The 22475-nt window shown below is 72.9% G+C and carries 19 protein-coding genes; 15 read left to right on the top strand and 4 right to left on the bottom strand.

The features are described 5' to 3' along the window. Window positions 1-24: 24 nt before the first annotated feature. From tig to clpX, 4 genes are all read left to right on the top strand, one after another. The gene (tig, locus tag HUT06_RS31625) at window positions 25-1509 is read left to right on the top strand and encodes a trigger factor (RefSeq protein ID WP_176199037.1); all 1485 of its coding nucleotides are present in this window, start codon (window positions 25-27) and stop codon (window positions 1507-1509) included. Between the two features lie 289 nt (window positions 1510-1798). Next, window positions 1799-2431, top strand: coding sequence for a ClpP family protease (locus HUT06_RS31620; RefSeq protein WP_176201759.1), 633 nt, complete (start codon window positions 1799-1801; stop codon window positions 2429-2431). Between the two features lie 84 nt (window positions 2432-2515). Next, window positions 2516-3142 (top strand): ATP-dependent Clp protease proteolytic subunit, encoded by a 627-nt coding sequence (locus tag HUT06_RS31615; RefSeq protein WP_176201758.1) that lies wholly within the window; start codon window positions 2516-2518, stop codon window positions 3140-3142. A gap of 173 nt (window positions 3143-3315) precedes the next feature. Then, on the top strand, window positions 3316-4590 hold the full coding sequence (clpX, locus tag HUT06_RS31610; RefSeq protein WP_089329243.1) for an ATP-dependent Clp protease ATP-binding subunit ClpX: 1275 nt from the start codon (window positions 3316-3318) through the stop codon (window positions 4588-4590). 165 nt (window positions 4591-4755) lie between these two features. On the opposite strand, the gene HUT06_RS31605 is transcribed toward clpX, so the two are convergent. From HUT06_RS31605 to HUT06_RS31595, 3 genes are all read right to left on the bottom strand, one after another. Continuing rightward, on the bottom strand, window positions 4756-5412 hold the full coding sequence (locus tag HUT06_RS31605; RefSeq protein ID WP_176199036.1) for a response regulator transcription factor: 657 nt from the start codon (window positions 5410-5412) through the stop codon (window positions 4756-4758). Beyond that, window positions 5413-6210, bottom strand: coding sequence for a sensor histidine kinase (locus HUT06_RS31600; RefSeq protein WP_176199035.1), 798 nt, complete (start codon window positions 6208-6210; stop codon window positions 5413-5415). A 132-nt stretch (window positions 6211-6342) separates the two neighbouring features. After that, a complete protein-coding gene (locus tag HUT06_RS31595; RefSeq protein WP_176199034.1) occupies window positions 6343-7014 on the bottom strand; it encodes a hypothetical protein in 672 nt (223 codons plus the stop codon). Window positions 7015-7489: 475 nt separating this feature from the next. Here HUT06_RS31595 and HUT06_RS31590 point away from each other — a divergent pair, with 475 nt between their 5' ends. Together HUT06_RS31590 and HUT06_RS31585 are read left to right on the top strand one after the other, a co-directional pair. Further along, the gene (locus tag HUT06_RS31590) at window positions 7490-10111 is read left to right on the top strand and encodes a valine--tRNA ligase (RefSeq protein WP_176199033.1); all 2622 of its coding nucleotides are present in this window, start codon (window positions 7490-7492) and stop codon (window positions 10109-10111) included. A gap of 159 nt (window positions 10112-10270) precedes the next feature. Continuing rightward, the gene (locus tag HUT06_RS31585; protein ID WP_176199032.1) at window positions 10271-11197 is read left to right on the top strand and encodes a hypothetical protein; all 927 of its coding nucleotides are present in this window, start codon (window positions 10271-10273) and stop codon (window positions 11195-11197) included. On the opposite strand, the gene HUT06_RS31580 is transcribed toward HUT06_RS31585, so the two are convergent. Further along, complete coding sequence (locus HUT06_RS31580; RefSeq protein ID WP_176199031.1) at window positions 11169-12371, bottom strand: hypothetical protein; 1203 nt, start codon at window positions 12369-12371, stop codon at window positions 11169-11171. The two genes, HUT06_RS31585 and HUT06_RS31580, sit on opposite strands and share 29 nt — an antisense overlap. Window positions 12372-12476: 105 nt before the next feature. On the opposite strand from HUT06_RS31580, the gene HUT06_RS31575 reads away from it, so the two are divergent. The 9 genes from HUT06_RS31575 (at window position 12477) to rodA (ending at window position 22449) form a co-directional block, all read left to right on the top strand. Next, window positions 12477-13850 (top strand): folylpolyglutamate synthase/dihydrofolate synthase family protein, encoded by a 1374-nt coding sequence (locus tag HUT06_RS31575; protein ID WP_176201757.1) that lies wholly within the window; start codon window positions 12477-12479, stop codon window positions 13848-13850. Continuing rightward, window positions 13847-14191, top strand: a complete 345-nt coding sequence (locus HUT06_RS31570) for a DUF4233 domain-containing protein (RefSeq protein ID WP_176199030.1) — start codon at window positions 13847-13849, stop codon at window positions 14189-14191. The genes HUT06_RS31575 and HUT06_RS31570 overlap by 4 nt, the downstream gene beginning before the upstream one ends. A 128-nt stretch (window positions 14192-14319) precedes the next feature. After that, a complete protein-coding gene (locus HUT06_RS31565; RefSeq protein ID WP_176199029.1) occupies window positions 14320-15816 on the top strand; it encodes a hypothetical protein in 1497 nt (498 codons plus the stop codon). A gap of 47 nt (window positions 15817-15863) precedes the next feature. Next, entirely contained in the window at window positions 15864-16274 is a 411-nt protein-coding gene (ndk, locus tag HUT06_RS31560; protein WP_176199028.1) for a nucleoside-diphosphate kinase, read from the top strand. Window positions 16275-16470: 196 nt separating this feature from the next. After that, the gene (locus HUT06_RS31555; protein ID WP_067794123.1) at window positions 16471-17505 is read left to right on the top strand and encodes a rod shape-determining protein; all 1035 of its coding nucleotides are present in this window, start codon (window positions 16471-16473) and stop codon (window positions 17503-17505) included. 83 nt (window positions 17506-17588) lie between these two features. After that, entirely contained in the window at window positions 17589-18596 is a 1008-nt protein-coding gene (gene mreC, locus HUT06_RS31550; RefSeq protein WP_176199027.1) for a rod shape-determining protein MreC, read from the top strand. Window positions 18597-18599: 3 nt separating this feature from the next. Continuing rightward, window positions 18600-19199 (top strand): rod shape-determining protein MreD, encoded by a 600-nt coding sequence (gene mreD, locus HUT06_RS31545; RefSeq protein WP_138641146.1) that lies wholly within the window; start codon window positions 18600-18602, stop codon window positions 19197-19199. Continuing rightward, window positions 19196-21268 carry a penicillin-binding protein 2 gene (gene mrdA / locus HUT06_RS31540; protein ID WP_176199026.1) on the top strand — a complete coding sequence of 691 codons (2073 nt, stop codon included), beginning with the start codon at window positions 19196-19198 and terminating at the stop codon, window positions 21266-21268. Before mreD ends, mrdA begins: the two co-directional genes overlap by 4 nt. After that, window positions 21265-22449, top strand: coding sequence for a rod shape-determining protein RodA (gene rodA / locus HUT06_RS31535; RefSeq protein WP_176199025.1), 1185 nt, complete (start codon window positions 21265-21267; stop codon window positions 22447-22449). The genes mrdA and rodA overlap by 4 nt, the downstream gene beginning before the upstream one ends. Window positions 22450-22475 lie beyond the last annotated feature (26 nt).

Raw genomic sequence — 22475 nt, 5'->3', positions numbered from 1 at the left:
GCCCGATCAAGGAGACCAACCCCAGTGAAGACCGATGTCGAGGAGCTGACCCCCACCCGGGTCAAGCTCACCGTCGAGGTTCCGTTCGACGAGCTCAAGCCGAACCTCGACAAGGCGTACAAGGAGATCTCGCAGCAGGTGCGGATCAAGGGCTTCCGGCCCGGCAAGGTCCCCGCCCCGCTGATCGACAAGTACGTCGGCCGGGGTGCGGTCCTGCAGGAGGCCGTCAACGACGCCCTTCCGGAGCTGTACGGCCGCGCCGTCGAGGAGACCGAGATCTTCGTGCTCGGCCAGCCCGACGTCGAGGTGACCGAGCTGGACGACGGCGCCCAGTTCGCGTTCACCGCCGAGGTCGACATCCGGCCGAAGTTCGAGGTGCCCGACTACGACGGCCTCGAGGTCGTGGTGGACGACGCCGAGGTCACCGACGAGCAGGTCGAGGAGACGCTCGGCAACCTGCGCGAGCGGTTCGCCTCGCTCACCAATGCCGAGCGCGCCGCCGAGGAGGGCGACTTCGCCTCCATCGACCTGGTCGCCCGGATTGACGGCGAGGAGATCGAGGACGCCTCCACCACCGGCTACTCCTACGAGGTCGGCAGCAACTCCGCCATCGAGGGGCTGGACGAGGCGCTGACCGGCCTGGCCGCCGGCGAGGACAAGACGTTCACCGGCACCCTGGTCGGCGGCGAGCACGCCGGCGACGAGGCCGAGATCACCGTCACGGTGCAGAGCGTCAAGGTCAAGAACCTGCCCGACCTGGACGACGAGTTCGCCCAGCTCGCCAGCGAGTTCGACACCATCGAGGAGCTGCGCGGCGACGTCCGCGCCCGGCTCGGCCGGCAGGTGAAGCTGCAGCAGCTGTCCGAGGCGCGCGACAAGGCCCTCGAGGCGCTGCTGGAGAAGGTCGACATCCCGCTGCCCGAGAAGGTGGTGGAGGAGGAGATCGGCCGCCGCAACCAGCAGCTGGAGCAGCAGCTCCAGATGGCCGGCATGACCAAGGAGGACTACCTCAAGGACGAGGAGAAGTCCGCCGAGGAGTTCGACACCGAGGTCGCCGACGCCGCCCGCCTCGCGGTCAAGGGCGGGTTCGTCCTCGACCAGCTCGCCGTCCAGGAGGAGCTGGGCGTCGAGAACGAGGAGCTGAGCGAGTACGTCGTCACGCAGGCGATGCAGATGGGCGTGCAGCCCCAGCAGCTCGCCGAGTACCTGACGCAGAACAACCAGCTCCCGGCGATCGTCTCCGAGGTGCTGCGCAGCAAGGCGCTGAACCTCGTCGTCGAGCACGTCACCGTCAAGGACGAGTCGGGCAACGAGATCGACGTCGAGGCCGTGCAGCGCGAGCTGAACGGCGAGACGGGCGAGACCGTCCAGGCCGAGGAGGAGGGCGAGGACGCCCCCGCCGCGGACGCCGCCGACGAGGCCCCCGCGCAGACCGCTGAGGCCGCCGCTGAGGAGGCCCCGGCCGCCGAGGCTCAGGACGAGAAGGACGCCAAGGACAAGGACGCCTGAGGCTTCTGACGGCTTCGCCCCGCCACGGGGGAGGCCGCACGCCTCCGGGACGTCCCCGGCGCGCCGCGGACACGCCCCGCACCCGACCACCGGGTGCGGGGCGTGTCCCGTTCCGGCCGGGCCGGGGCGCCGCGTTGGCGAAGATCGTCCGGAACGCGCGGGACATCCGGCCGCACGCGGGTACGCCCCTGGCGAAAAGGCGGCCCCCCGGGCTTAAGCGGGCCCGGTGGCGCGTTAATGTCCAAGCATCCGAACCGATTGAAAAGGACCGGAGGAACACCCGGTGAGCATGCCTCCGACTTTCGACGAGTCGTCGCGGATCCAGGCGCGGGTCGCCGAGGCGCCCCAGCTGCCTCTCGGCGACCAGCTGTTCCAGTGGCTGCTGCGCGAGCGGATCGTCTTCCTCGGCCAGCAGGTCGACGACGACATCGCCAACCGCATCTGCGGCCAGCTCCTGCTGCTGTCCGCCCAGGACGGGCGCCGCGACATCACGCTCTACATCAACTCGCCAGGTGGCTCCGTCACCGCGGGAATGGCGATCTACGACATCATGCAGTACGTCCCGAACGACATCGTCACGGTGGGCATGGGCCTCGCCGCGTCGATGGGGCAGTTCCTGCTGTGCGCGGGCACCCAAGGCAAGCGCTACGCCCTGCCGCACGCCCGGATCATGATGCACCAGCCGTCGGGCGGCATCGGCGGCACGGCCTCCGACATCAAGATCCAGGCCGAGCAGATGCTCTACGTGAAGAAGACGCTCGCCGAGAAGATCGCCGAGCACACGGGTCAGGCGCTCGACCAGATCGAGCGCGACTCCGACCGCGACCGCTGGTTCACCGCCGACGAGGCCAAGGACTACGGGTTCGTCGACCACGTGGTGCTCAGCGCCAACCAGGTGCCCTCCGAGGGCCCCGTCTCCTGACGACCTGACCACTGATCGGAGGCCCCTATGAGCGACCTGTACCGTCCCGGTTTCGCCGATATCGTCCGGCCGGGCGCCGGCCCGATGCCGGTCGACAACCGCTACATCATTCCGTCGTTCGTCGAGCGCACCACGTACGGGGTCAAGGAGATGAACCCGTACAACAAGCTGTTCGAGGAGCGCATCATCTTCCTCGGCGTGCAGATCGACGACGCGTCCGCGAACGACGTGATGGCCCAGCTGATCACGCTGGAGTCCATCGACCCGGACCGCGACATCAGCATCTACATCAACTCGCCGGGCGGGTCGTTCACCGCCATGACGGCGATCTACGACACGATGCAGTTCGTCAAGCCGGACATCCAGACGGTCTGCATCGGGCAGGCCGCCTCCGCCGCCGCGGTGCTGCTCGCGGCCGGCACGCCCGGCAAGCGGGCCGCGCTGCCCAACTCGCGGATACTGATCCACCAGCCCGCGACCGAGGGCACCTACGGGCAGTCCAGCGACATCGAGATCCAGGCCCGCGAGATCATGCGGATCCGCGAGCTGCTGGAGAGCATCCTGGCCGAGCACAGCGGCCGGAGCATCGAGGAAGTGCGCCGCGACATCGAGCGCGACAAGATCCTGACGGCGGACGAGGCCAAGGACTACGGCCTCATCGACGACGTCTTCGCCAGCAGGAAGCGGAAAGCCGAGGTAGTGTCGTCCTGAGACGGCACACGGACGGGAGAGTCCCCGAGCCCGGGCGCCACACTTCCGGGCGAGGGGCTTTCCAAGTCCATCGGAGGCGGTAACGTCGAGTCCAACGTCGAGAGCCTTCGGGACGCAACCGAGCTGCGCCGCATCCTCCAAGGCGGGCGGCCCCACGAAAAGGAGACAGTTGGGTGGCACGCATCGGCGACGGTGGTGACCTGCTCAAGTGCTCGTTCTGCGGGAAGAGCCAGAAGCAGGTCAAGAAGCTCATCGCGGGTCCGGGCGTGTACATCTGCGACGAGTGCATCGATCTCTGCAACGAGATCATCGAGGAGGAGCTCTCCGAGACCTCCGACCTCAAGTGGGACAACCTGCCCAAGCCGCGGGAGATCTACGAGTTCCTCGACTCCTACGTGATCGGGCAGGAGACGGCGAAGAAGGCGCTCTCCGTCGCCGTCTACAACCACTACAAGCGGATCCAGTCGGGCGACACCGGCAGGGACGACCCGGTCGAGATCGGCAAGTCGAACATCCTGCTGCTCGGCCCCACCGGATCCGGCAAGACGCTACTCGCGCAGACGCTCGCCAAACTCCTCAACGTCCCGTTCGCGATCGCGGACGCCACGGCGCTGACGGAGGCCGGATACGTCGGGGAGGACGTCGAGAACATCCTCCTCAAACTGATCCAGGCGGCCGACTACGACGTGAAGAAGGCCGAGACCGGGATCATCTACATCGACGAGGTCGACAAGGTCGCGCGCAAGAGCGAGAACCCGTCGATCACGCGGGACGTCTCGGGTGAGGGCGTCCAGCAGGCGCTGCTGAAGATCCTGGAGGGCACCACCGCGAGCGTCCCGCCGCAGGGCGGCCGCAAGCACCCGCACCAGGAGTTCATCCAGATCGACACCACGAACGTGCTGTTCATCTGCGGTGGCGCCTTCGCCGGGCTGGAGAAGATCGTCGAGTCCCGGGTCGGCAAGCAGGGCATGGGCTTCGGCGCGCAGATCCGCTCCAAGTCCGACTTCGAGGAGTCGTCGGCCGTGCTCGGCGACGTGATGCCGGAGGACCTGCTGAAGTTCGGGATGATCCCCGAGTTCATCGGCCGGCTCCCGGTGATCACCTCCGTGCACAACCTGGACCGCGAGGCCCTGATCAACATCCTCACCGAGCCGAAGAACGCGCTGGTCCGCCAGTACCACCGCCTCTTCGAGCTCGACGGGGTCGACCTGGAGTTCACCGACGACGCCCTGGAGGCGATCGCCGACCAGGCCATCCTGCGCGGCACCGGCGCCCGCGGCCTGCGCGCCATCATGGAGGAGGTCCTCCTCTCCGTGATGTACGAGGTCCCGAGCCGCCAGGACGTCGCGCGCGTCGTGATCACCCGGGAGGCCGTGCTGGAGCACGTCAACCCGACCCTCGTCCCGCGCGACCGCCCCAAGCGCGAGCCGCGCGAGAAGAGCGCGTAGGACGAGCGAGAGACACCCGGAACGCCCCCGGCCACCGGCCGGGGGCCGTTCCGCTTTCCAGGGGGGCGGACGGCCCGGAACGGGACGCGCGCACGCCGGGAAAGCAGCCCGACGGCCGCGTCTCACGGCATGAAGGCGCCCCGGCCCGCCGGCGGGGGCGCGGGGTCAGCGCGGGGTGGACTCGCCGAGCCCGGCCTCGCGGGCCAGGACGATGGCCTGGGCGCGGTCGGCGACGTGCAGCTTCATGAAGATGTTCGAGACGTGGTTGCGGACGGTCTTCTGGCTGAGGAAGAGCGTCGCGGCGATCTCGGCGTTGCTGCGGGCCTGCGCGATCAGTTCGAGGACCTCCCGCTCCCGCTCGGTCAGCTCCGGGAACGCGGCCTGCCGCGGGTCGGGCATGTCGGTGAAGTAGGTGAGCACGCGGCGCGCGATCTCCGGGCCGTAGATGGCCTCGCCCGCCGCGACCGCCCGGACGGCGCGCGCGATCTCCTCGGCGCCCGACTCCTTCAGCAGGTAGCCGCGGGCGCCGGCGCGCATCGCCGCGAACACCGAGTCGTCGTCGCGGAACATGGTGAGCACCAGGACGCCGATGCGCGGGCTCGTGCGGGTGATGGTGCGGGTGGCCTCGATGCCGTTGCCGCCGGGCATGTGCAGGTCCATCACGACGACGTCCGGTTGCAGCTCGGCCGCCATCCGCACGGCCTCCGGCCCGTTCTCGGCCTCGCCGACGACCTCGACGCCCAGCGCCTGCAGGAGGCCCTTCAGGCCCTGCCGGAACACCGGGTGGTCGTCGGTGATGAGGACCCGGATGGTCTCCGACATCTACGCCCGCTTTCTCCCGACCGAGGGACGTTGATGATACCCGGCGGCGCTCTCCGCGGCGCCGAGCGGCAGCCGGACCGCGACGAGGGTGCCGCCGCCGCTGCGGGAGGTGATCTCGCAGCTGCCGCCGACCTCGGCGGCCCACTCCCGCATCGCGGCCAGGCCCCGGGCGGGCCGCGGTCCGCCGCCGCGCGCGGCGTCGGGCAGGCCGGGGCCGCTGTCGGCCACCACCAGCCGCAGGTCGGCGTCCCGCTTCAGCCGGACGGACGCGCAGCTCGCCGGCGCGTGCAGCCGGACGTTCGTCAGCGCCTCCTGCGCGATGCGGTACGCGGCCACCTCCACCGCGGCGGGCAGCCCGGCGGGCTCGCCGTCGAACCGGACGTCGACCCGCTCGCAGCAGCCGTCCGCGAACGACTCGATGGCGGCGACGAGGCCGAGGTCGTCCAGCGCGGGCGGCCGCAGCCCGTGCGCGAGGTCGCGGATCTCGCCGACGGCGCTGGCCAGCCGGTCCCGGACGTCGGCGAGCAGCGGGTCGGCCCGCTCCGGCTCGCAGGCGAGCGTGATGCGGGCGGCGTCCAGCGACATGGCGAGGCTGGCGAGGGTCGGCCCGAGCCCGTCGTGCAGGTCGTGCCGCAGCCGCCGCCGCTCCTCCTCCCGGCTGGCGAGGATCCGCTCCCGGGAGCGCTGCAGGTCCGCGGTGAGCCGGCGGAGGTGAGGGATGGTCGCGGCACGTGCCGCCACGGCCCCCGCTGTGAACGCGCCGGCCAGCACGGCGGCGCGTGCCAGTACCGCTCGCATCCCGTCCCTCTCTCTCCGCCCGGTGTCGCGGACCTCAGGCCACCACCTTTTCGGGCGGGGCGACCCGGTGTCAGGTGACCTGTGTCCCGACCTCGGCGGGAAAACGCTCTCAGCCGGCGGCGCGGGGGCGGCTCAGTCCTCCACGTCCGCGCGGATGTCGCGCATCGTGTCCTGGACGTCCTTGTGCCGGTCGTGCTCGTCGTCGATGGCGATGCGGGTGATGATCGCGAACGTGGTCCGCGTCGACCACGAGGCGAAGAAGGTCGTCGAGCTGGTGGTGCCCGTCGGCCCCTGCGTCTGGGCGTACACGTTCGTCCCCAGCGCGACGCCGTCGCCGCCGGCGTCCTGGCTCTTGAAGGTGCTGACGCGGTAGGTGGTGCCGCCCGAGTCCCGGAACTCCGCCGAGAAGGCGCCGTTCACGGCGATCTCGGGGTCCTTCAGCTTGTGGTCGCCGTTGACGCCGACGAACAGGTACTTCTCGCCGCCGTTGCCGTAGACCGCGCTCACGGTGCTGCGGACCTTCCAGTCGGTGCCGGCGGCGTAGATGATATCGGTCAGCTTGTCGACGGCTTTCCGGGTGCCCGATTCGGCCGGGTAGTCACGGCTCAGCCCGTCCGCGACGGCCGGGGTGGACAGCGTGTGCGAGGTGCGCACGAAGTAGATCGCGTACCCGCCCACGCCCAGCAGCACGACCAGGGCCGCGGCCCCGATCAGGATGGCGAGCGCCTTCCCGCCGCCCTTGCGGCGCGGCGGCCCATAGGGCGCCCCCGGAAAGGGCCCGCCGGGCGGCACGGGCCCACCCATCCGCCCACCGGGCGGAAAGGGCCCACCGGGCCCGACCGGCCCACCGGGCGGAACGCCCCCGCCTGGCGGAATACCGCCGCCAGGGGGAACGCCCCCGCCGGGTGGAATGCCGCCGCCGGGGGGAATGCCCCTGCCGGGGGGAATGCCGCCGCCTGGGGGGAGTGCTCCGCCGGGCGGGACCGGGGCGCCCGGTCGGGCGGGGGCGGCCGGAGGCGCCGGGGTGCCGGGAGGCGGGGGGACGGGCCCGCCGGGCGGGACCGCGCCGCCGTGCGCGGGCGGAGGCTGGTGCGGCGCGGGCCGGCCGTGAGGGGTGCCGCCGGGCGGGGGAGGGGGGTTCCAACCGCTCAACTTGAGTCCTTTCCAGGAGCCGGAACGGCGAGGCGGCTCGGCGGGGTGCTCGCCGGTGCCGATTGTCGCGCACCGGTGCCCGTCCCCGGGGCGCCTCACCCCTTGCGTCCCCGTAGAATCGTCAGCCGTGACACAGCCCAGCAGTGAGCGCGGCCAGGGGGCCGCCGCGGACGTCGACCTGCCCACCCAGTACCGACCGGCCGATGTCGAGGGCCGGCTCTACGAGCGGTGGGTATCGGCGGGGCTGTTCACCGCCGATCCCGGGCGGGCGCCGGAGCGTCCCGCGTACTCGATCGTGATCCCGCCGCCGAACGTCACCGGTTCGCTGCACATGGGGCACGCCCTCGACCACTCCATCCAGGACACCCTCGTCCGGCGGCGCCGCATGCAGGGTCACGAGGCGGTGTGGGTGCCGGGCATGGACCACGCCGGCATCGCCACCCAGAACGTGGTGGAGCGCGAGCTGGCCAAGGAGGGCCTGTCGCGGCACGACCTCGGCCGCGAGGCGTTCGTCGACCGGGTCTGGCGGTGGAAGGCCGAGTCCGGCGGCCGCATCCTCGGCCAGATGCGCCGGCTCGGCGACAGCGTCGACTGGACGCGCGAGGCGTTCACGATGGACGACGACCGCGCCCGCGCCGTCCGGACGATCTTCAAGCGGCTGTTCGACGACGGCCTGATCTACCGCGCCGAGCGCATCATCAACTGGTGCCCGCGCTGCCTGACCGCCCTGTCCGACATCGAGGTCGAGCACGAGGAGGTCGACGGCGAGCTGGTCTCGATCCGGTACGGCTCCGGCGCCGACGAGCTGGTCGTCGCGACCACCCGGGCGGAGACGATGCTCGGCGACACCGCCGTGGCCGTCCACCCGGACGACGAGCGCTACGCGCACATGGTCGGGCGCGAGATCGAGCTGCCGCTGACCGGCCGCCGCATCCCGGTCGTCGCCGACGCGCACGTCGACCCCGAGTTCGGGACGGGCGCGGTCAAGGTGACCCCGGCGCACGACCCGAACGACTTCGAGATCGGCCGCCGCCACGACCTGCCGTCGATGTCGGTGATGGACGAGCGCGGCGTCGTCACCGCGCCCGGCCCGTTCGAGGGCCTCGACCGGTTCGAGGCGCGCCCGGCGGTCGTCGCGGCGCTGCGCGAGCAGGGCCGGATCGTCGAGGAGGTCCGCCCCTACAAGCACTCGGTCGGGCACTGCCAGCGCTGCGCGACGGTCGTCGAGCCGCGCGTGTCGCTGCAGTGGTTCGTGAAGGTGGAGTCGCTGGCGCGGGCCGCCGGCGACGCCGTCCGCGACGGCCGCGTGGCGATCCACCCGCCGGAGATGGCGTCCCGCTACTTCGAGTGGGTCGACAACATGCACGACTGGTGCATCAGCCGGCAGCTGTGGTGGGGGCACCGCATCCCCGTCTGGTACGGGCCGGACGGCGAGGTCGCGTGCCCGGGCCCGGACGAGGAGCCGCCCGCCGGCTGGACGCAGGACGGCGACGTCCTCGACACCTGGTTCTCCTCCGCGCTGTGGCCGTTCTCCACGCTCGGCTGGCCGGACAAGACGCCCGAGCTGGAGCGGTTCTACCCGACATCCGTGCTGGTGACGGGCTACGACATCCTGTTCTTCTGGGTCGCCCGCATGATGATGTTCGGCCTGTACGCGATGGACGGCGTCCAGCCGTTCCACACCATCGCCCTGCACGGGATGGTCCGCGACCAGCACGGCAAGAAGATGTCCAAGTCGTTCGGGAACGTCATCGACCCGCTCGACTGGGTGGACGCCTACGGCGCCGACGCGACCCGCTTCACCCTGCTGCGCGGCGCGAACCCGGGCGGCGACGTCCCGGTGGCCGAGCAGTGGGCGCAGGGCTCGCGCAACTTCTGCAACAAGCTGTGGAACGCGACGCGGTTCGCGCTCATCAACGGCGCGCACGTCCGCGGCGACATGCCCGCCGAGGTGACGACCGTCGACGCGTGGATCCTCTCGCGCCTCCAGACGGTCATCGCCGAGGTCGACGAGCACCTGGAGTCCTACGACTTCGCGAAGGCGTGCGAGGCGCTCTACCACTTCGCGTGGGACGAGGTCTGCGACTGGTACGTCGAGCTGGCCAAGGTGCAGCTCGCCGACGAGCGGGCCGAGGCGACGCGGCGCGTCCTCGGCGAGGTCCTCGACAAGCTGCTGCGGCTGCTGCACCCGGTCATCCCGTTCGTGACCGAGGAGCTGTGGACGTCCCTGACCGGCGGTGGCACGATCGTCACCGCGCCGTGGCCGGCCGCCGAGCCCGCCCGCGCCGACAAGGCCGCCGAGGCCGAGATCGAGTCGCTGCAGCGGCTCGTCACGGAGGTCCGCCGGTTCCGCTCCGACCAGGGCCTGAAGCCGGGCCAGCGGGTCGCGGCGGCGCTGGAGTGGGACGGGTCGCCGCTGGCCGCGCACGAGGAGGGCGTCCGCGCGCTGCTGCGCCTCACCGCGCCGGGCGACGGGTTCGCCGCGACCGCGTCGCTGCCCGCCGAGGGCGTCACGGTACGGCTCGACACCGCCGGCGCGATCGACGTGGCCGCCGAGCGCAAGCGCCTGGAGAAGGACCTCGCCGCCGCCCGCAAGGAGGTCGAGCAGGCCGAGCGCAAGCTCGGCAACGAGGCGTTCATGGCGAAGGCGCCCGAGGCCGTCGTCGCCAAGAACCGGGACCGGCTCGCCCAGGCGGGGGCCGACATCGCCCGGCTGGAGTCGCAGCTGGCGGCGCTGCCCGCGGGCTGACGCGCCGGCCACGGAAGCGAACGGACGCGACCCCGCGAACCGTCGGCGCGGCGGGCCCGCCGCCGTTACGATCCGGGTGGGCCTGCGGGCTTTAGGCGGTACGTGAATCTCGGGAGTGTAATGGCGGAATCACCCCCTCATTCCGGCATTCCGGACTACTTGTCCGGTGATGAGACGGGCGCGGGCGGAGCCGCGCAGGGGGGCGCCGAGGCGGCGCCCTGGGGCGGGAAGCGCCCGTGGTGGTCGGCCGAATCCGGCGGGACGGGCCCGCTGCCGTCGCTGGGCGGCACGGGCGGGCACCCGATGGTGGGCGGCTCGGGCGCGTTCCCGCGCGTCGGCACCGGCGGGCAGCGCGTGGTCGGCACCGGTGGCCACCCCGCGGTGGGCACCGGCGGGCATCCCGTCGTCGGCACCGGCGGTCACCCGGTGGTCAGGGACGGCACGGGCCCGCTGCCGCCCCTGCCCGCCGCACCGGCGCCCGCGCGGCGGCGGCGCGTCCCCCGGCTGCTGCTCGTCGGCGGCGCCGCCGCGGTCGCGGCGGTCGCGCTGATGGCCGGGGCGCTGGCGTTCCGGACGGGCGGCGGCGACGCCCAGGACACGCCCACGGCGGCGCTCCCCGCGTCCACGAAGGTGATCACGGCGGGCGCTGCGGCCGGCGGGCTGCACAGGGACGCGCTGACGGCGCCGAAGGCGAGCGCGGCGTACCCGTTCATCGCGGGCGCCGTCGAGGCGGGCGGCGTCCCGGCCGCGAAGCAGGGCACCGCCGTCTACACCGCGGAGCCGGTGCGGAAGCTGAACGTCCTGTTCATGGGCGGGACGGGCGCGGTCGGCGACCCGGCGGCGTTCCTGCGCAAGGCGCGCCCCACCACGTTCATCCAGGGCCAGGACACCGCGCCGGGCGGCAAGGGCGCGAAGGCGTTCTGCGGCACGTTCGCCGTCTTGGCCGAGACCCACACGTACTGCGCGTGGGCGACCAGGGACTCCTACGGCATCGTCGCGGCGAACCGCGCGACGGTGCACCCGCAGTTCCCGCTGATGACCGACGTGATGCGGCGCATCAGGAAGGACGTCGAGAGGCCGAAGTGACGAAGAGCCGCTCGGTGTCGGCGCCGAGCACGTCCAGGACGTGCCCGGTGAAGTAGCCAGTGCCGAGGACGGCGACGCGGTGCCCGAGCGTCGCCAGCGACTCCGGCGTGATCGCGCCGGAGTCGACGACGTCCCAGTGGTCCGGCAGCGGGCGGGTGAAGCGCAGGTGCGGCAGCGGCAGCCGGACGAACGTCACGGGCAGGTCGCCCAGCGCGGCGACGGCGCCGTCGAGGTCCTTGTGGTCGGGGAGGCAGACGACGGCGTGGTCGACCGTCCCCCAGGCGTTCCGCGCGGCGGCCAGCGCGGCGGAGATCCCGGCGCCGTCGATGGCGGCGTCGACGAGCACCTCCGTGGCTGACCCCGGCACCGCGTGCCGGGACGCCCGGCCGGGCAGGACGACCGACGCCAGCACCTCGCGGAGCCGCGCGGCGGGGGGCTCGGCCGCGCCCGGCAGGCGGCGGGCGGCGGCGACGCCGAGTTCGGCGGCGGCGACGCCGAGCCCGGCGGGCAGCAGTTCGCCGGGCAGCCCCGCGTCGCCGGGTCCGACGACCTCCACGCCCCGCAGCACCTCGGCGACCTGCGCGGACTGCGGCGCCGACAGGACGATCGTCCCCGGCGCCGCCACACCGAGCTTCTCCCGGGCGATCTCGGCCTCGGTGTCCCCGAGGACGCCGGCGTGCTCCAGGAAGACCGGCGTGATCGCGGCGACGTCCGGCGGGAACAGGGCGACCTCGTCCGACCGCCCGCCCATGCCGGCCTCCAGGACGAGCGCGTCCGCGCCCGCCCGGCGCGCGTGCAGGACGCCGGCGAGGAGGAAGAGCCCGGACGGCGAGAGGTACCCGTCCGAGGGCGGCGGGAGCGCGCCGATGGCCGTGTCGAGGGCGTCCGCGAGAATGGCCAGTTCCCCGCTGGAAACGGCGCGTCCGTTAATCCGGATCCGGTCGCGATTGGTGCGCAGGCCGGGGCTCGTGACGGTGCACACGCGAAAGCCGGCGGCGGCGAGAAAGGCCGACGCATAAGTCGCCGCCGTGCCCTTCCCCTTGGAGCCGACGACCGCCAGGACGGGCGCGGCCGGGCCCAGGACGCCCAGGGCGCCGGCGAGGGCGCGGGCCCGCCCGACGTCGCGGGTCTCGCCCGGAGCGCGGCGCTCCCATTCCCGGAAGAACACGTCCACACCTCCAGTGTGGGCCCGGACGGAGCGTCGCGCGCCGCCGAGTAGGCTCAGACCGTGAGTGAGCGAACCGAACCGGCCGGCTACCGGGCGACCGTCGCCGCGATCATGGCGCGCGGGGTCGAGTGGGAGATCGACCCCACCCTGGACCGCGTCCGCGATCTGGTCGACGTCCTGGGGGAGCCGCACCGCGCGTACCCGGTGATCCACATCGCCGGGACGAACGGCAAGACCAGCACCGCCCGGCTCGTCGAGTCGCTGCTCCGCGAGCGCGGGCTGCGCACCGGCCTCTACACCAGCCCCGAGCTGACCACGCTGCGCGAGCGCATCGCGATCGACGGGGAGCCGATCAGCGAGGAGCGGTTCGTCGCGGCCTTCGACGACGTCCTGCCCTATGTCGAGCTGGTCGACGGCAAGCACGCGTCCCGGCTGTCGTTCTTCGAGGTGCTGACCGCGATGGCGTTCGCCGCGTTCGCGGACGCGCCGGTCGACGTCGCCGTGGTCGAGACCGGCATGGGCGGCGCCTGGGACGCCACGAACGTCGCGGACGGCGTGGTCGCCGTGATCACCCCGATCGGGCTCGACCACACCCGCTACCTCGGCGACACCCTGGAGGAGATCGCCGGCGAGAAGGCCGGGATCATCAAGCCGGGCGCGGTCGCGGTGCTGGCGCAGCAGCCGGTCGAGGCGGCCGAGGTGCTGCTGCGCCGGGTCGCGGAGATCGGCGCGACCGCCGCGCGCGAGGGCATCGAGTACGGGGTGCTGAGCCGCGACGTCGCGGTCGGCGGCCAGCAGCTCCGGCTCCAGGGCCTGCACGGCGTCTACGACGAGATCTTCCTGCCGCTGTTCGGCGAGCACCAGGCGGGCAACGCCGCGACGGCCCTGGCCGCCGTGGAGGCGTTCGCGGGCGGCGCGCCGACCCGGGGCGAGGCCAACCTGGAGGCCGCGACCCGCATCGCGGCCGGCGAGCCCTACCTCGGCGGCGAGGAGGGCCAGCTCGACCCGGCGCTGGTGCGCGGCGGCTTCGCCCAGTCGGCCTCGCCGGGCCGGCTGGAGGTCGCGCGGACGGGCCCGACCGTCCTGCTGGACGCCGCGCACAACCCGGCCGGGATGGCGGCGACCGTCCAGACGGTCACCGAGTCGTTCGGCTTCACCCGGCTCGCCGGGGTGCTCGCGATCTCCGCCGACAAGGACGTCGCGGGCGTGCTCGACCAGCTCGAACCCGTGCTGACCGAGCTGGTGGTGACCCGCAACTCCTCGCCCCGCTCGATGCCGCCCGAGGAGCTGGCCGAGCTCGCCGAGGGCATCTTCGGCCCCGAGCGCGTCCATGTCGCCGAGCGGCTGGACGACGCGATCGACCGGGCGATCGGCATCGCCGAGGAGACCGGCGAGTACCGGGGCGCCGGGGTGCTGATCACCGGGTCGGTGGTCACCGCGGGCGACGCCCGCACACTGCTGCGCGTGGCGGAGGGACGCTCATGAGCACCCAGGTCGCGGACAACCCGGCGCGCCGGCTCTTCGCCACCGTGCTGGCCTGCGAGGCGATCGTGATCGCGCTGGCGATCCCGGTGGCCGTGGCGGTGCTGGACGTGGACGGCGCGCTCGCCGGCGGCGTCTGCGGGACCCTCGCGCTCGCCTGCCTGGTGATGGCCGGGCTGCTGCGCCGCCCGTGGGCGATCCCGGCGGGCACCGTGCTGCAGGTGCTGCTCATCGCGACCGGGTTCATGGTGCCGGTCATGTTCTTCCTCGGTGTCGTTTTCGGGGCACTCTGGTGGACGGCCATTTGGCTGGGACGCAAGGCGGCGAACGCGCAGCCGCGCTAAGTTCTGCGGGGACGGCAGCCACTCATCCCGCCGAATACCGCGAATTCTATTTATCGTCCCAATTTGGACATCCTTCCCTTTGTGGAAATGCGCGCCGCGGCGGATGACGACCTCCGAAGGAGCAGGCCGTGTCCGGCAGCGCAGCGTCCGGCGACCCGGTGTCCAGCGACCCCGTGTCCGGCGACGCGACACACCCGCCTCCCGCCCCGCGCCCGCCGGCGGAGCACCCCGGCGAGCGCGCGGCGCGCCGCCGTCTCGCGGGGCTCGGCGCGCTGCTGCTGACCGGCACCGCGCTGCCCGCCGCCGTGCTGACCGTGCCCGACGCGACCGCGGGCGTCCTGCCCGCCGCGATGGGCGACCTCGGCCTCGGCGACGCGGGCGCCTCCCGGCTGCTGCACGTCACCGGGCTCTCGCTGCCCGCGCTGCTGCTGGCCGTGCCGCCCGCCGCCGCGGCCGCCCGCCGGTTCCCCGCCTGGGCCGTCCTCGCGACCGGCCTGGCCCTGCTGCTGGCCGGTCTCGGCGCCGCCCGCGCGGCCCCGTCCCTGCCGCTGATCGGCCTGGCCCGGACGGTCCAGGGTGCCGGCGCCGGCATCGTCCTGCCCGCCTCGCTCGTGCTCGTCTGGGAGCACCGCGACCGTCGCCTCACCGCCACCTGGGCGGGCGTCCTCGCGGGCATGCTCGTCCTGGCCATGCCGCTCGCGCTGGTGACCGCCCCCGGCCCGGCCGCAGGCGAAGCCTGGCGCACCGCCCTCGCACCCTTCCCCTGGTTCGCGCTCGTCGCCGTGAGCGCCGCACTGCTGCGCCCCCTCCTGCGCGGCCGCGTCCCATGGGCCCTCCCCGCCGGCGGCTACGGCGAGCGCAGCCTGCTCCTGCTGCCGCTGGCCCCGGCGGCCGGTTTCGGGTTCCTCGCCGTCGCCGCCGCCCGCGAATGGTCGCCCGGCGCGCGGGTCGTGCTCGCGGGCCTCGCCGTGCCCGCCCTCCTCGGCCTCGCGGCCGCCGCCGGGCGCCGCGCCCCGGCGGGCAGCCCGCACGGCTGCGCGATCGCCATGATCGCCGTCGGCCTGCTCGGCTACCCGGTCGCCGCGCCGCTGGCCGGCATCGCCGCCGCCCACACCCGCGGCGACGGCGTGCCGGTGCTCCCGTTCGCCGCGGGAGCCGCCGCGGCCCTGGCGGGCGCGCTCGCCGCGACCCGCGCGCCCGCCCGCGGCGCGGTGCCCGCCGGGTTCCTGCTGCTCATCCTGGCGCTGCCGCTCGGCGTCGCCGCCGGCGCGGGCGCGGGGCCCGGCGGCCAGTGGGCGCTGCTGGCCCCGCTGCTCCCGCTCGGCGCCGGCGCCGGGCTGGCCCTCGCCGCCTCGCTGCGCGGCGCTGCGCCCGGCGCGGCGCTGTTCGGCCTGTCGCTGTGCTTCCCCGCCGCGCTCGCCGGGCAGCTCTGCGTCCTGTCCCTGCAGGCGTCGCGGCTGGACCGGGCGCGCCCGGCGACGGGCGCCGGGCAGGTCCGCGCCCTGCTGGCCGGCTACCACGACTGGCTCATCGCCGCCGGAATGGCGGCCGTGCTGCTCGCCGCCGCCACCGCCGCGCTGACGGCGCGCCGCCGTAATGCCGCTTCCGGCCCGCGAGCCGGGTAGTATTCGCGCGCTTACCGAAACCGAAAATTCCGCAAGGAGAACCACTCGTGTCCGAGCGCACTCTCGTCCTGGTCAAGCCCGACGGCGTCCGCCGCGGGGTCGTCGGCGAGGTCATCTCCCGGATCGAGCGCAAGGGCCTGAAGCTCGTCGCGCTGGAACTGCGCACCCTCGCCCGAGAGACCGCCGAGTCCCACTATGAGGAGCACGCGAGCAAGCCGTTCTTCGGCGAGCTGGTCGAGTTCATCACCGGCGGCCCGCTCGTCGCCATGGTCGTCGAAGGCCACCGCGCGATCGAGGCGTTCCGCTCGCTGGCCGGCGCCACCGACCCGGTCAGCGCCACCCCCGGCACCATCCGCGGCGACTTCGCCCTGGAGATCGGCGCGAACATCGTGCACGGCTCCGACTCCACCTACTCCGCCGAGCGGGAGATCAAGCTCTTCTTCCCCGAACTCGGGTGACACGCGCCCGCGAGGGCGCCGTTCGAGCGCGGGCCGGATCTTCCGGCCCGCGTCTTCTTTAGCGAAAACCGAGCTGGTCAGGACGCGTTTTTTCCGCGACGCGCGGCGGCGGGGTGACTGCCCGCGGACGGGGGCGCACGTTACGATGGACGCGCCGCTATACACGCCCGTCAATCATGAAGGGCTCCCTTTCTTCATGGGTAACAAGCTGTCGTTTCTTGGCCGGGACATGGCCGTCGATCTTGGTACCGCCAACACACTGGTGTACGTGCGCGGGCGTGGCATCGTCCTGAACGAACCCTCCGTGGTGGCGATCAATACCAACACCGGAAAGATCGTCGCGGTGGGCATCGAGGCGAAGCGGATGATCGGCCGCACGCCCGGCAACATCGTGGCCGTCCGCCCGCTGAAGGACGGCGTCATCGCCGACTTCGACGTCACCGAGCGCATGCTGCGCTACTTCATCCAGAAGGTCCACAAGCGTCGGCACTTCGCCAAGCCGCGGATCGTGGTGGCCGTGCCGAGCGGGATCACCGGCGTGGAGCAGCGCGCGGTGAAGGAGGCCGGCTACCAGGCCGGCGCCCGCCGCGTGTACATCATCGAGGAGCCGATGGCCGCCGCGATCGGCGCCGGGCTGCCCGTCTACGAGCCGACCGGCAACATGGTCGTCGACATAGGGGGCGGCACCACCGAGGTCGCGATCATCTCGCTCGGCGGCATCGTCACCAGCCAGTCCGTCCGCGTCGGCGGCGACGAACTCGACCAGGCGGTGATCTCCTTCTCCAAGAAGGAATACTCGCTGATGCTCGGGGAACGGACCGCCGAGGAGATCAAGATGGCCATCGGCTCGGCCTATCCCGGCGGCGACGAGGAGCCGCACGCCGAGATCCGGGGCCGCGACCTCGTGAGCGGGCTGCCGAAGACCGTCGTGATCTCCGCCGAAGAGGTGCGGCGGGCGATCGAGGAACCGGTCAACGCCGTGGTGGACGCGGTGAAGACCACGCTGGACAAGTGCCCGCCCGAGCTGTCGGGCGACATCATGGACCGCGGGATCGCGCTCACCGGCGGCGGCGCGCTGCTGAAGAACCTCGACGAGCGGCTCCGCGAGGAGACCGGGATGCCCATCCACCTGGTGGACAACCCGCTCGACTCGGTGGTGCTCGGCACCGGCAAGTGCGTGGAGGACTTCGAGTCGCTCCGCCAGGTCCTCGTGCCGGAGCCGCGGCATTGATCGGACGGGTCCGCCCGCCGTAGGACGGGTCCGCCCGCCACAGGCAGTGCACCCGGGGGACTGAGGAAACCGGAGGTCGGTGCGTGAAGGACACCCGGCGCACCCGCATGGTGCTCGGCGGGCTGCTCGTCGTGGCGCTCACGATGATCACCGTGGACTACCGCGGCGGCGCGCATTCGCCGCTGCGCGGGCTGCGCGACCTGGGCGCGAGCGTGTTCGGCCCGGTCGAGCGCGCGTCCGCGGCCGTCGTCCGCCCGGTGGGCGACACCTTCGACACGATCACCGACGCGCCCGGCGAGCGGCACCGCGCCGACGAGCTGGCGCGGCAGAACCAGCGGCTGCGCGAGCAGCTGCGCTCCGCCAAGCTCGACAAGGAGCGGTCCGCGCAGCTGCAGAAGCTGCTCGGCACCGCCGGGATGGGCGGCTACACGATCCACGCCGCGCAGGTGATCTCCGCCGGGCAGGGCTTCGAGGACACCGTCACCATCGACGTCGGCGGCCGCAGCGGCATCAAGCCCGACATGACCGTGATCAGCGCCGCCGGGCTCGTCGGCCGCGTCACCCGGGTCGGGCCCGCGACCTCGACCGTGCTGCTCGCCACCGACCAGACCTCCTCCATCGGCTCCCGGCTGGAGGCGTCCAAGGAGATCGGCATCACCCAGGGCCGGGGCCGCCGCGGCCTCGGCGGAGGCGGCGCCACGCCGCTGCGCTTCCAACTGCTGGACGCCGCCGCGCCGATCCACGTCGGCCAGCGGATCGTGACGCTCGGGTCGCAGGGCCAGCGCCCGTACGTGCCCGGCGTCCCGATCGGCGAGGTCGCCCGCATCGAGAAGTCCACCAGCGGGCTGACCCGCACCGCCTACGTCCGGCCGTTCGTGAAGTTCACCAGCCTGGACGTCGTCGCCGTCGTGGTCGCCCCGCCGAAGACCGACCCGCGGGACGCCGTGCTCCCGCCCAAGCCGAAACCGCCGGCCACCCCTGCCCCCAGCAAGAGCCCGAAGGCGACCAAGAGCCCCAAGGCGCGCGAGAGCGGCGACGCGCGGCCGAGCGGCTCCGCGAGCCCGTCCACAGAACCGAGCGCGGGGGACTGAACGTTGCTGAACCCACCCGAGGCGTCGCCGGCCGGCCGCAGCGCGGTGGCCGCGGTGGTGATCGCCGTGACGCTGATCCTGCAGGTGTCGGTGGCGAACCGGCTGCCGCTGCCCGGCGGCGTGCAGCCCGACCTGGTGCTGCTGGCCGTCGTGGCGCTGGCGCTCGTCGCCGGGTCGATGACCGGCATGGTCACCGGGTTCCTGGCCGGCCTCGCCGCCGACATCATCCCGCCCGCCGACCACACCATCGGCCGCTACGCGCTCGTCTACTGCCTCATCGGCTACCTGTGCGGCGTCGCGTCCGCCGAGATGGACCGCCAGTCCGTCGTCCCGTTCTTCGCCGTCGCCGCGGGCGCCCTCGCCGGGACCGTGCTGTACGCGGCCACCGGGATGATCCTCGGCGACCCGCGCGCCGAGTGGGGGACCGTGTCGCGGATGGTGCCGCTGCAGGTCCTGTACGACATCATCGCCAGTCCGTTCGTCGTCTGGGCGGTGCTGCGCGCCACCCGGCGCTACGAGAGCGGCGAGCGGTCGCGCGGCGACGGCCTCGCCGTGCCCGCCGCCCGGTACCGCGCGATGTCCGGGCGGGGCGGGGCCCTGTGAACCCCAGGACCCACTTCCGCCTCGTCGTCCTGTACGTGCTCGTCGGCGCGCTGCTGCTCGTCCTGGTCGGACGCATGTGGACGCTCCAGGTGCTGGAAGGCGAGCACTACCAGGGCATCGCCGCCCAGAACCGCACCCGCGACATCGTCGTCCCCGCCGTCCGCGGCGTGATCATGGACGACCGGGGCAAGCCGCTCGTCCGCAACCGCAGCGCGCTCGTCGTGTCGGTCAACCGCACCACGCTGTCGCGGCAGGAGGACGGCGGCGAGGCCGTCCTGAAGCGGCTCGCCGCCGTCCTCGGCACCAGCTACGACGAGATGTCCAAGCGGATCCGGCTGTGCGCGCCGAACGTCAAGCGGCCGTGCTGGCCCGGCTCCCCGTACCAGCCGATCCCCGTCGAGGACCACGTCGACCCCAAGCGCGCCCTCCAGATCATGGAGCGGCAGGAGGACTTCCCCGGCGTCACCGCGCAGATCCAGGCCGTCCGCGAGTACCCGGAGCCGGACGGGGCGAGCGCCGCGCAGGTCCTCGGCTACCTCCAGCCCGTCACGCAGGAGGAGCTGGACAAGCGCAAGGGCCTGAAGGTCACCGGGTACAGCGGCGTCGACCTCGTCGGGCGCGCCGGGCTGGAGGCGCAGTACGACGCGGTGCTGCGCGGCGAGCCCGGGTACCGCCGGGTCCTCGTCGACAGCCAGGGGCGCGTCACCGGCCTCGCCGAGGAGCAGCCGGCGGTGGCCGGCAACAACCTCGTCACCAGCATCGACGCCGGGGTGCAGGGCGCGGCCGAGAAGGCGCTCAAGCACGCGATCGACAACGCGCGCAAGGGCGGCCACCCGGCCGACGCCGGCGCCGCGGTCGTGATGGACGTCCGCACCGGCCGGATGGTCGCGATGGCCAGCTACCCGACCTACGACCCGTCGATCTGGACCGGCGGCATCTCGCAGGAGAAGTACGACGCGCTGCTCGGCAAGAAGAACGGCGAGCCGCTGATCTCCCGGGTCACCCAGGGGCAGTTCGCGCCCGGCTCCACGTTCAAGATCTCCTCGGTGGCCGCCGCCGTGAAGGAGGGGGCCAGCCTGAAGGGCATCTACCCGTGCCCCGGCTCCTACAACGTCGGCAACCGCCCGTTCACCAACGCCGGAGGCACCGGGTACGGCCCGATGACGCTGCACACCGCGCTGGTGAAGTCGTGCGACACGATCTTCTACCGGTTCGCCTACCTGGAGTGGCAGCGCGACGGCGGCATGCACCCGAAGAAGAACGTCACCGACTCGATGGTGGACATGGCCCGCGAGTACGGCTTCGGGACCAGGACCGGCATCGACCTGCCCAGCGAGAGCAGCGGCCGCATCCCGGACCGCAAGTGGAAGAAGGACTACTGGGAGGCCACCAAGGCCGCCAACTGCAAGGGCGCCAAGGAGGGCTACCCCCAGGTCGCGAAGACCGACCCGGCGCGCGCCGCCTACCTCAAGGCGGTCGCGACGGAGAACTGCACCGAGGGATACGTGTGGCGCCCCGGTGACGCGGCGAACTTCTCGGTCGGCCAGGGCAACGTCCTGGTGACGCCGCTGCAACTGGTCCGCGCGTACGCGGCGGTCGCCAACGGCGGCAAGCTGGTGGTGCCGCGGCTCGGGGTCGCGGTCGTGCGGCCGGACGGCACGGTCGTCCGCCGGATCGAGGCCCCGGAGCCGGAGAGGCTGCCGGTCGACACCAAGGTGCTGAAGTACATCCGCGCGGCGCTCGGCGACGTGACCAAGGAGGGCACCGCGGCGGGCGCGTTCAACGGGTTCGACTTCAAGCGCGTCGACGTGGGCGGCAAGACCGGTACCGCGGAGGTCTACGGCAAGCAGGACTCCTCCTGGTTCGCCTCGTTCGGCCCGGTGAAGGACCCGCGCTTCGCGGTCGTCGCGATGGTCTCGCAGGGTGGCTTCGGCGCCTCGACGTCCGCCCCGGCCGTCCGGGAGATCTGGGAGGCCATGTACGGGACGAAGGACAGGAAGCCGCTGCTCAAGGACGGCAAGCTCCCGTCCGAGCTGCCGAAGACGCCGGGCTCGGGAGCCGCCCCGTGATCACCGGTTCCGGCGTCGGGAGCGTCGAGGCGTACGCGGCGCGGCGGACGTGGCAGGCCCGCGTGGCCGGGCTGCGCCGGCTCGACTGGCCGCTGTTCGTCGCCGTGCTCGCGCTGTCGCTGGTGGGCGCGCTGCTGGTGCGCTCGGCGACGTTCCACCTGCTCACCGAGCAGGGCAAGGACCCCGAGAGCTTCCTCAAGCGGCACGTGCTGAACCTGCTCATCGGGTTCGTGCTCGGCGGCGTCGTCACCGTCCTGGACTACCGGCTCCTGCGCGCCTACGTCCCCATCCTGTACGGGGTGGCGTGCGTCGGGCTGCTCGTCGTGCTGACCCCGCTCGGCTCGACGATCAACGGGTCGCACTCGTGGATCGTGCTCGGCGGCGGGTTCCAGGTGCAGCCGTCGGAGTTCGCGAAGGTCGGGCTCGTGGTGCTGCTCGCGATGATCCTCGGCGAGCCGCGGGACGGCGAGATCGGCCCGGGCCGCCGGGACGTGCTGCTCGCGCTCGTCCTCGCCGGGGTGCCCGGGGTGCTGATCATGCTCCAGCCGGACCTCGGCACCACGCTGGTGTTCATCGCGGTCGTGCTCGGCATGCTGGCGATCTCCGGGGCGCAGAAGCGCTGGCTGTTCGGGCTCGTCGGCGGCGGGCTCGCCGCGGCCGTCGCCGTGTTCTTCTTCGGGCTGCTGGAGGACTACCAGATCGACCGGTTCACCGCCTTCCTGAACCCCGAGGCCGACCCGCGCGGCGCCGGCTACAACGCCCAGCAGGCCCGGATCGCGATCGGGTCGGGCGGCGTGTTCGGCAAGGGCCTGTTCCACGGCGAGCAGACCGGCGGCCACTTCGTCCCCGAGCAGCAGACCGACTTCATCTTCACGGTCGCGGGGGAGGAGCTCGGCTTCGTCGGCGCCGCGATCATCGTCGCGCTGCTCGGCGTGGTGCTGTGGCGCGGGCTGCGCATCGCCACCCAGGCCGCCGACCTGTTCGGCACGCTCGTGGCGACCGGCGTCGTGTGCTGGCTCGGGTTCCAGGCGTTCGAGAACATCGGGATGACGATCGGGATCATGCCGATCACCGGGCTGCCGCTGCCGTTCGTGTCCTACGGCGGCTCCGCCACCTTCGCCAACATGATCGCCTTCGGGCTGCTGCAGGCGGTCCACGTGCGCCGCCGCGCGTTCGATTAGCCGGCCGCCACCGCGTAGGCTGGACG

It is taken from the genome of Actinomadura sp. NAK00032, assembly GCF_013364275.1.
In the GTDB taxonomy this organism is placed as follows: Bacteria; Actinomycetota; Actinomycetes; order Streptosporangiales; family Streptosporangiaceae; genus Spirillospora.
The sequence above is the reverse complement of the archived record's forward strand: the minus strand, read 5'-3'. Positions and strand labels throughout refer to the sequence as shown.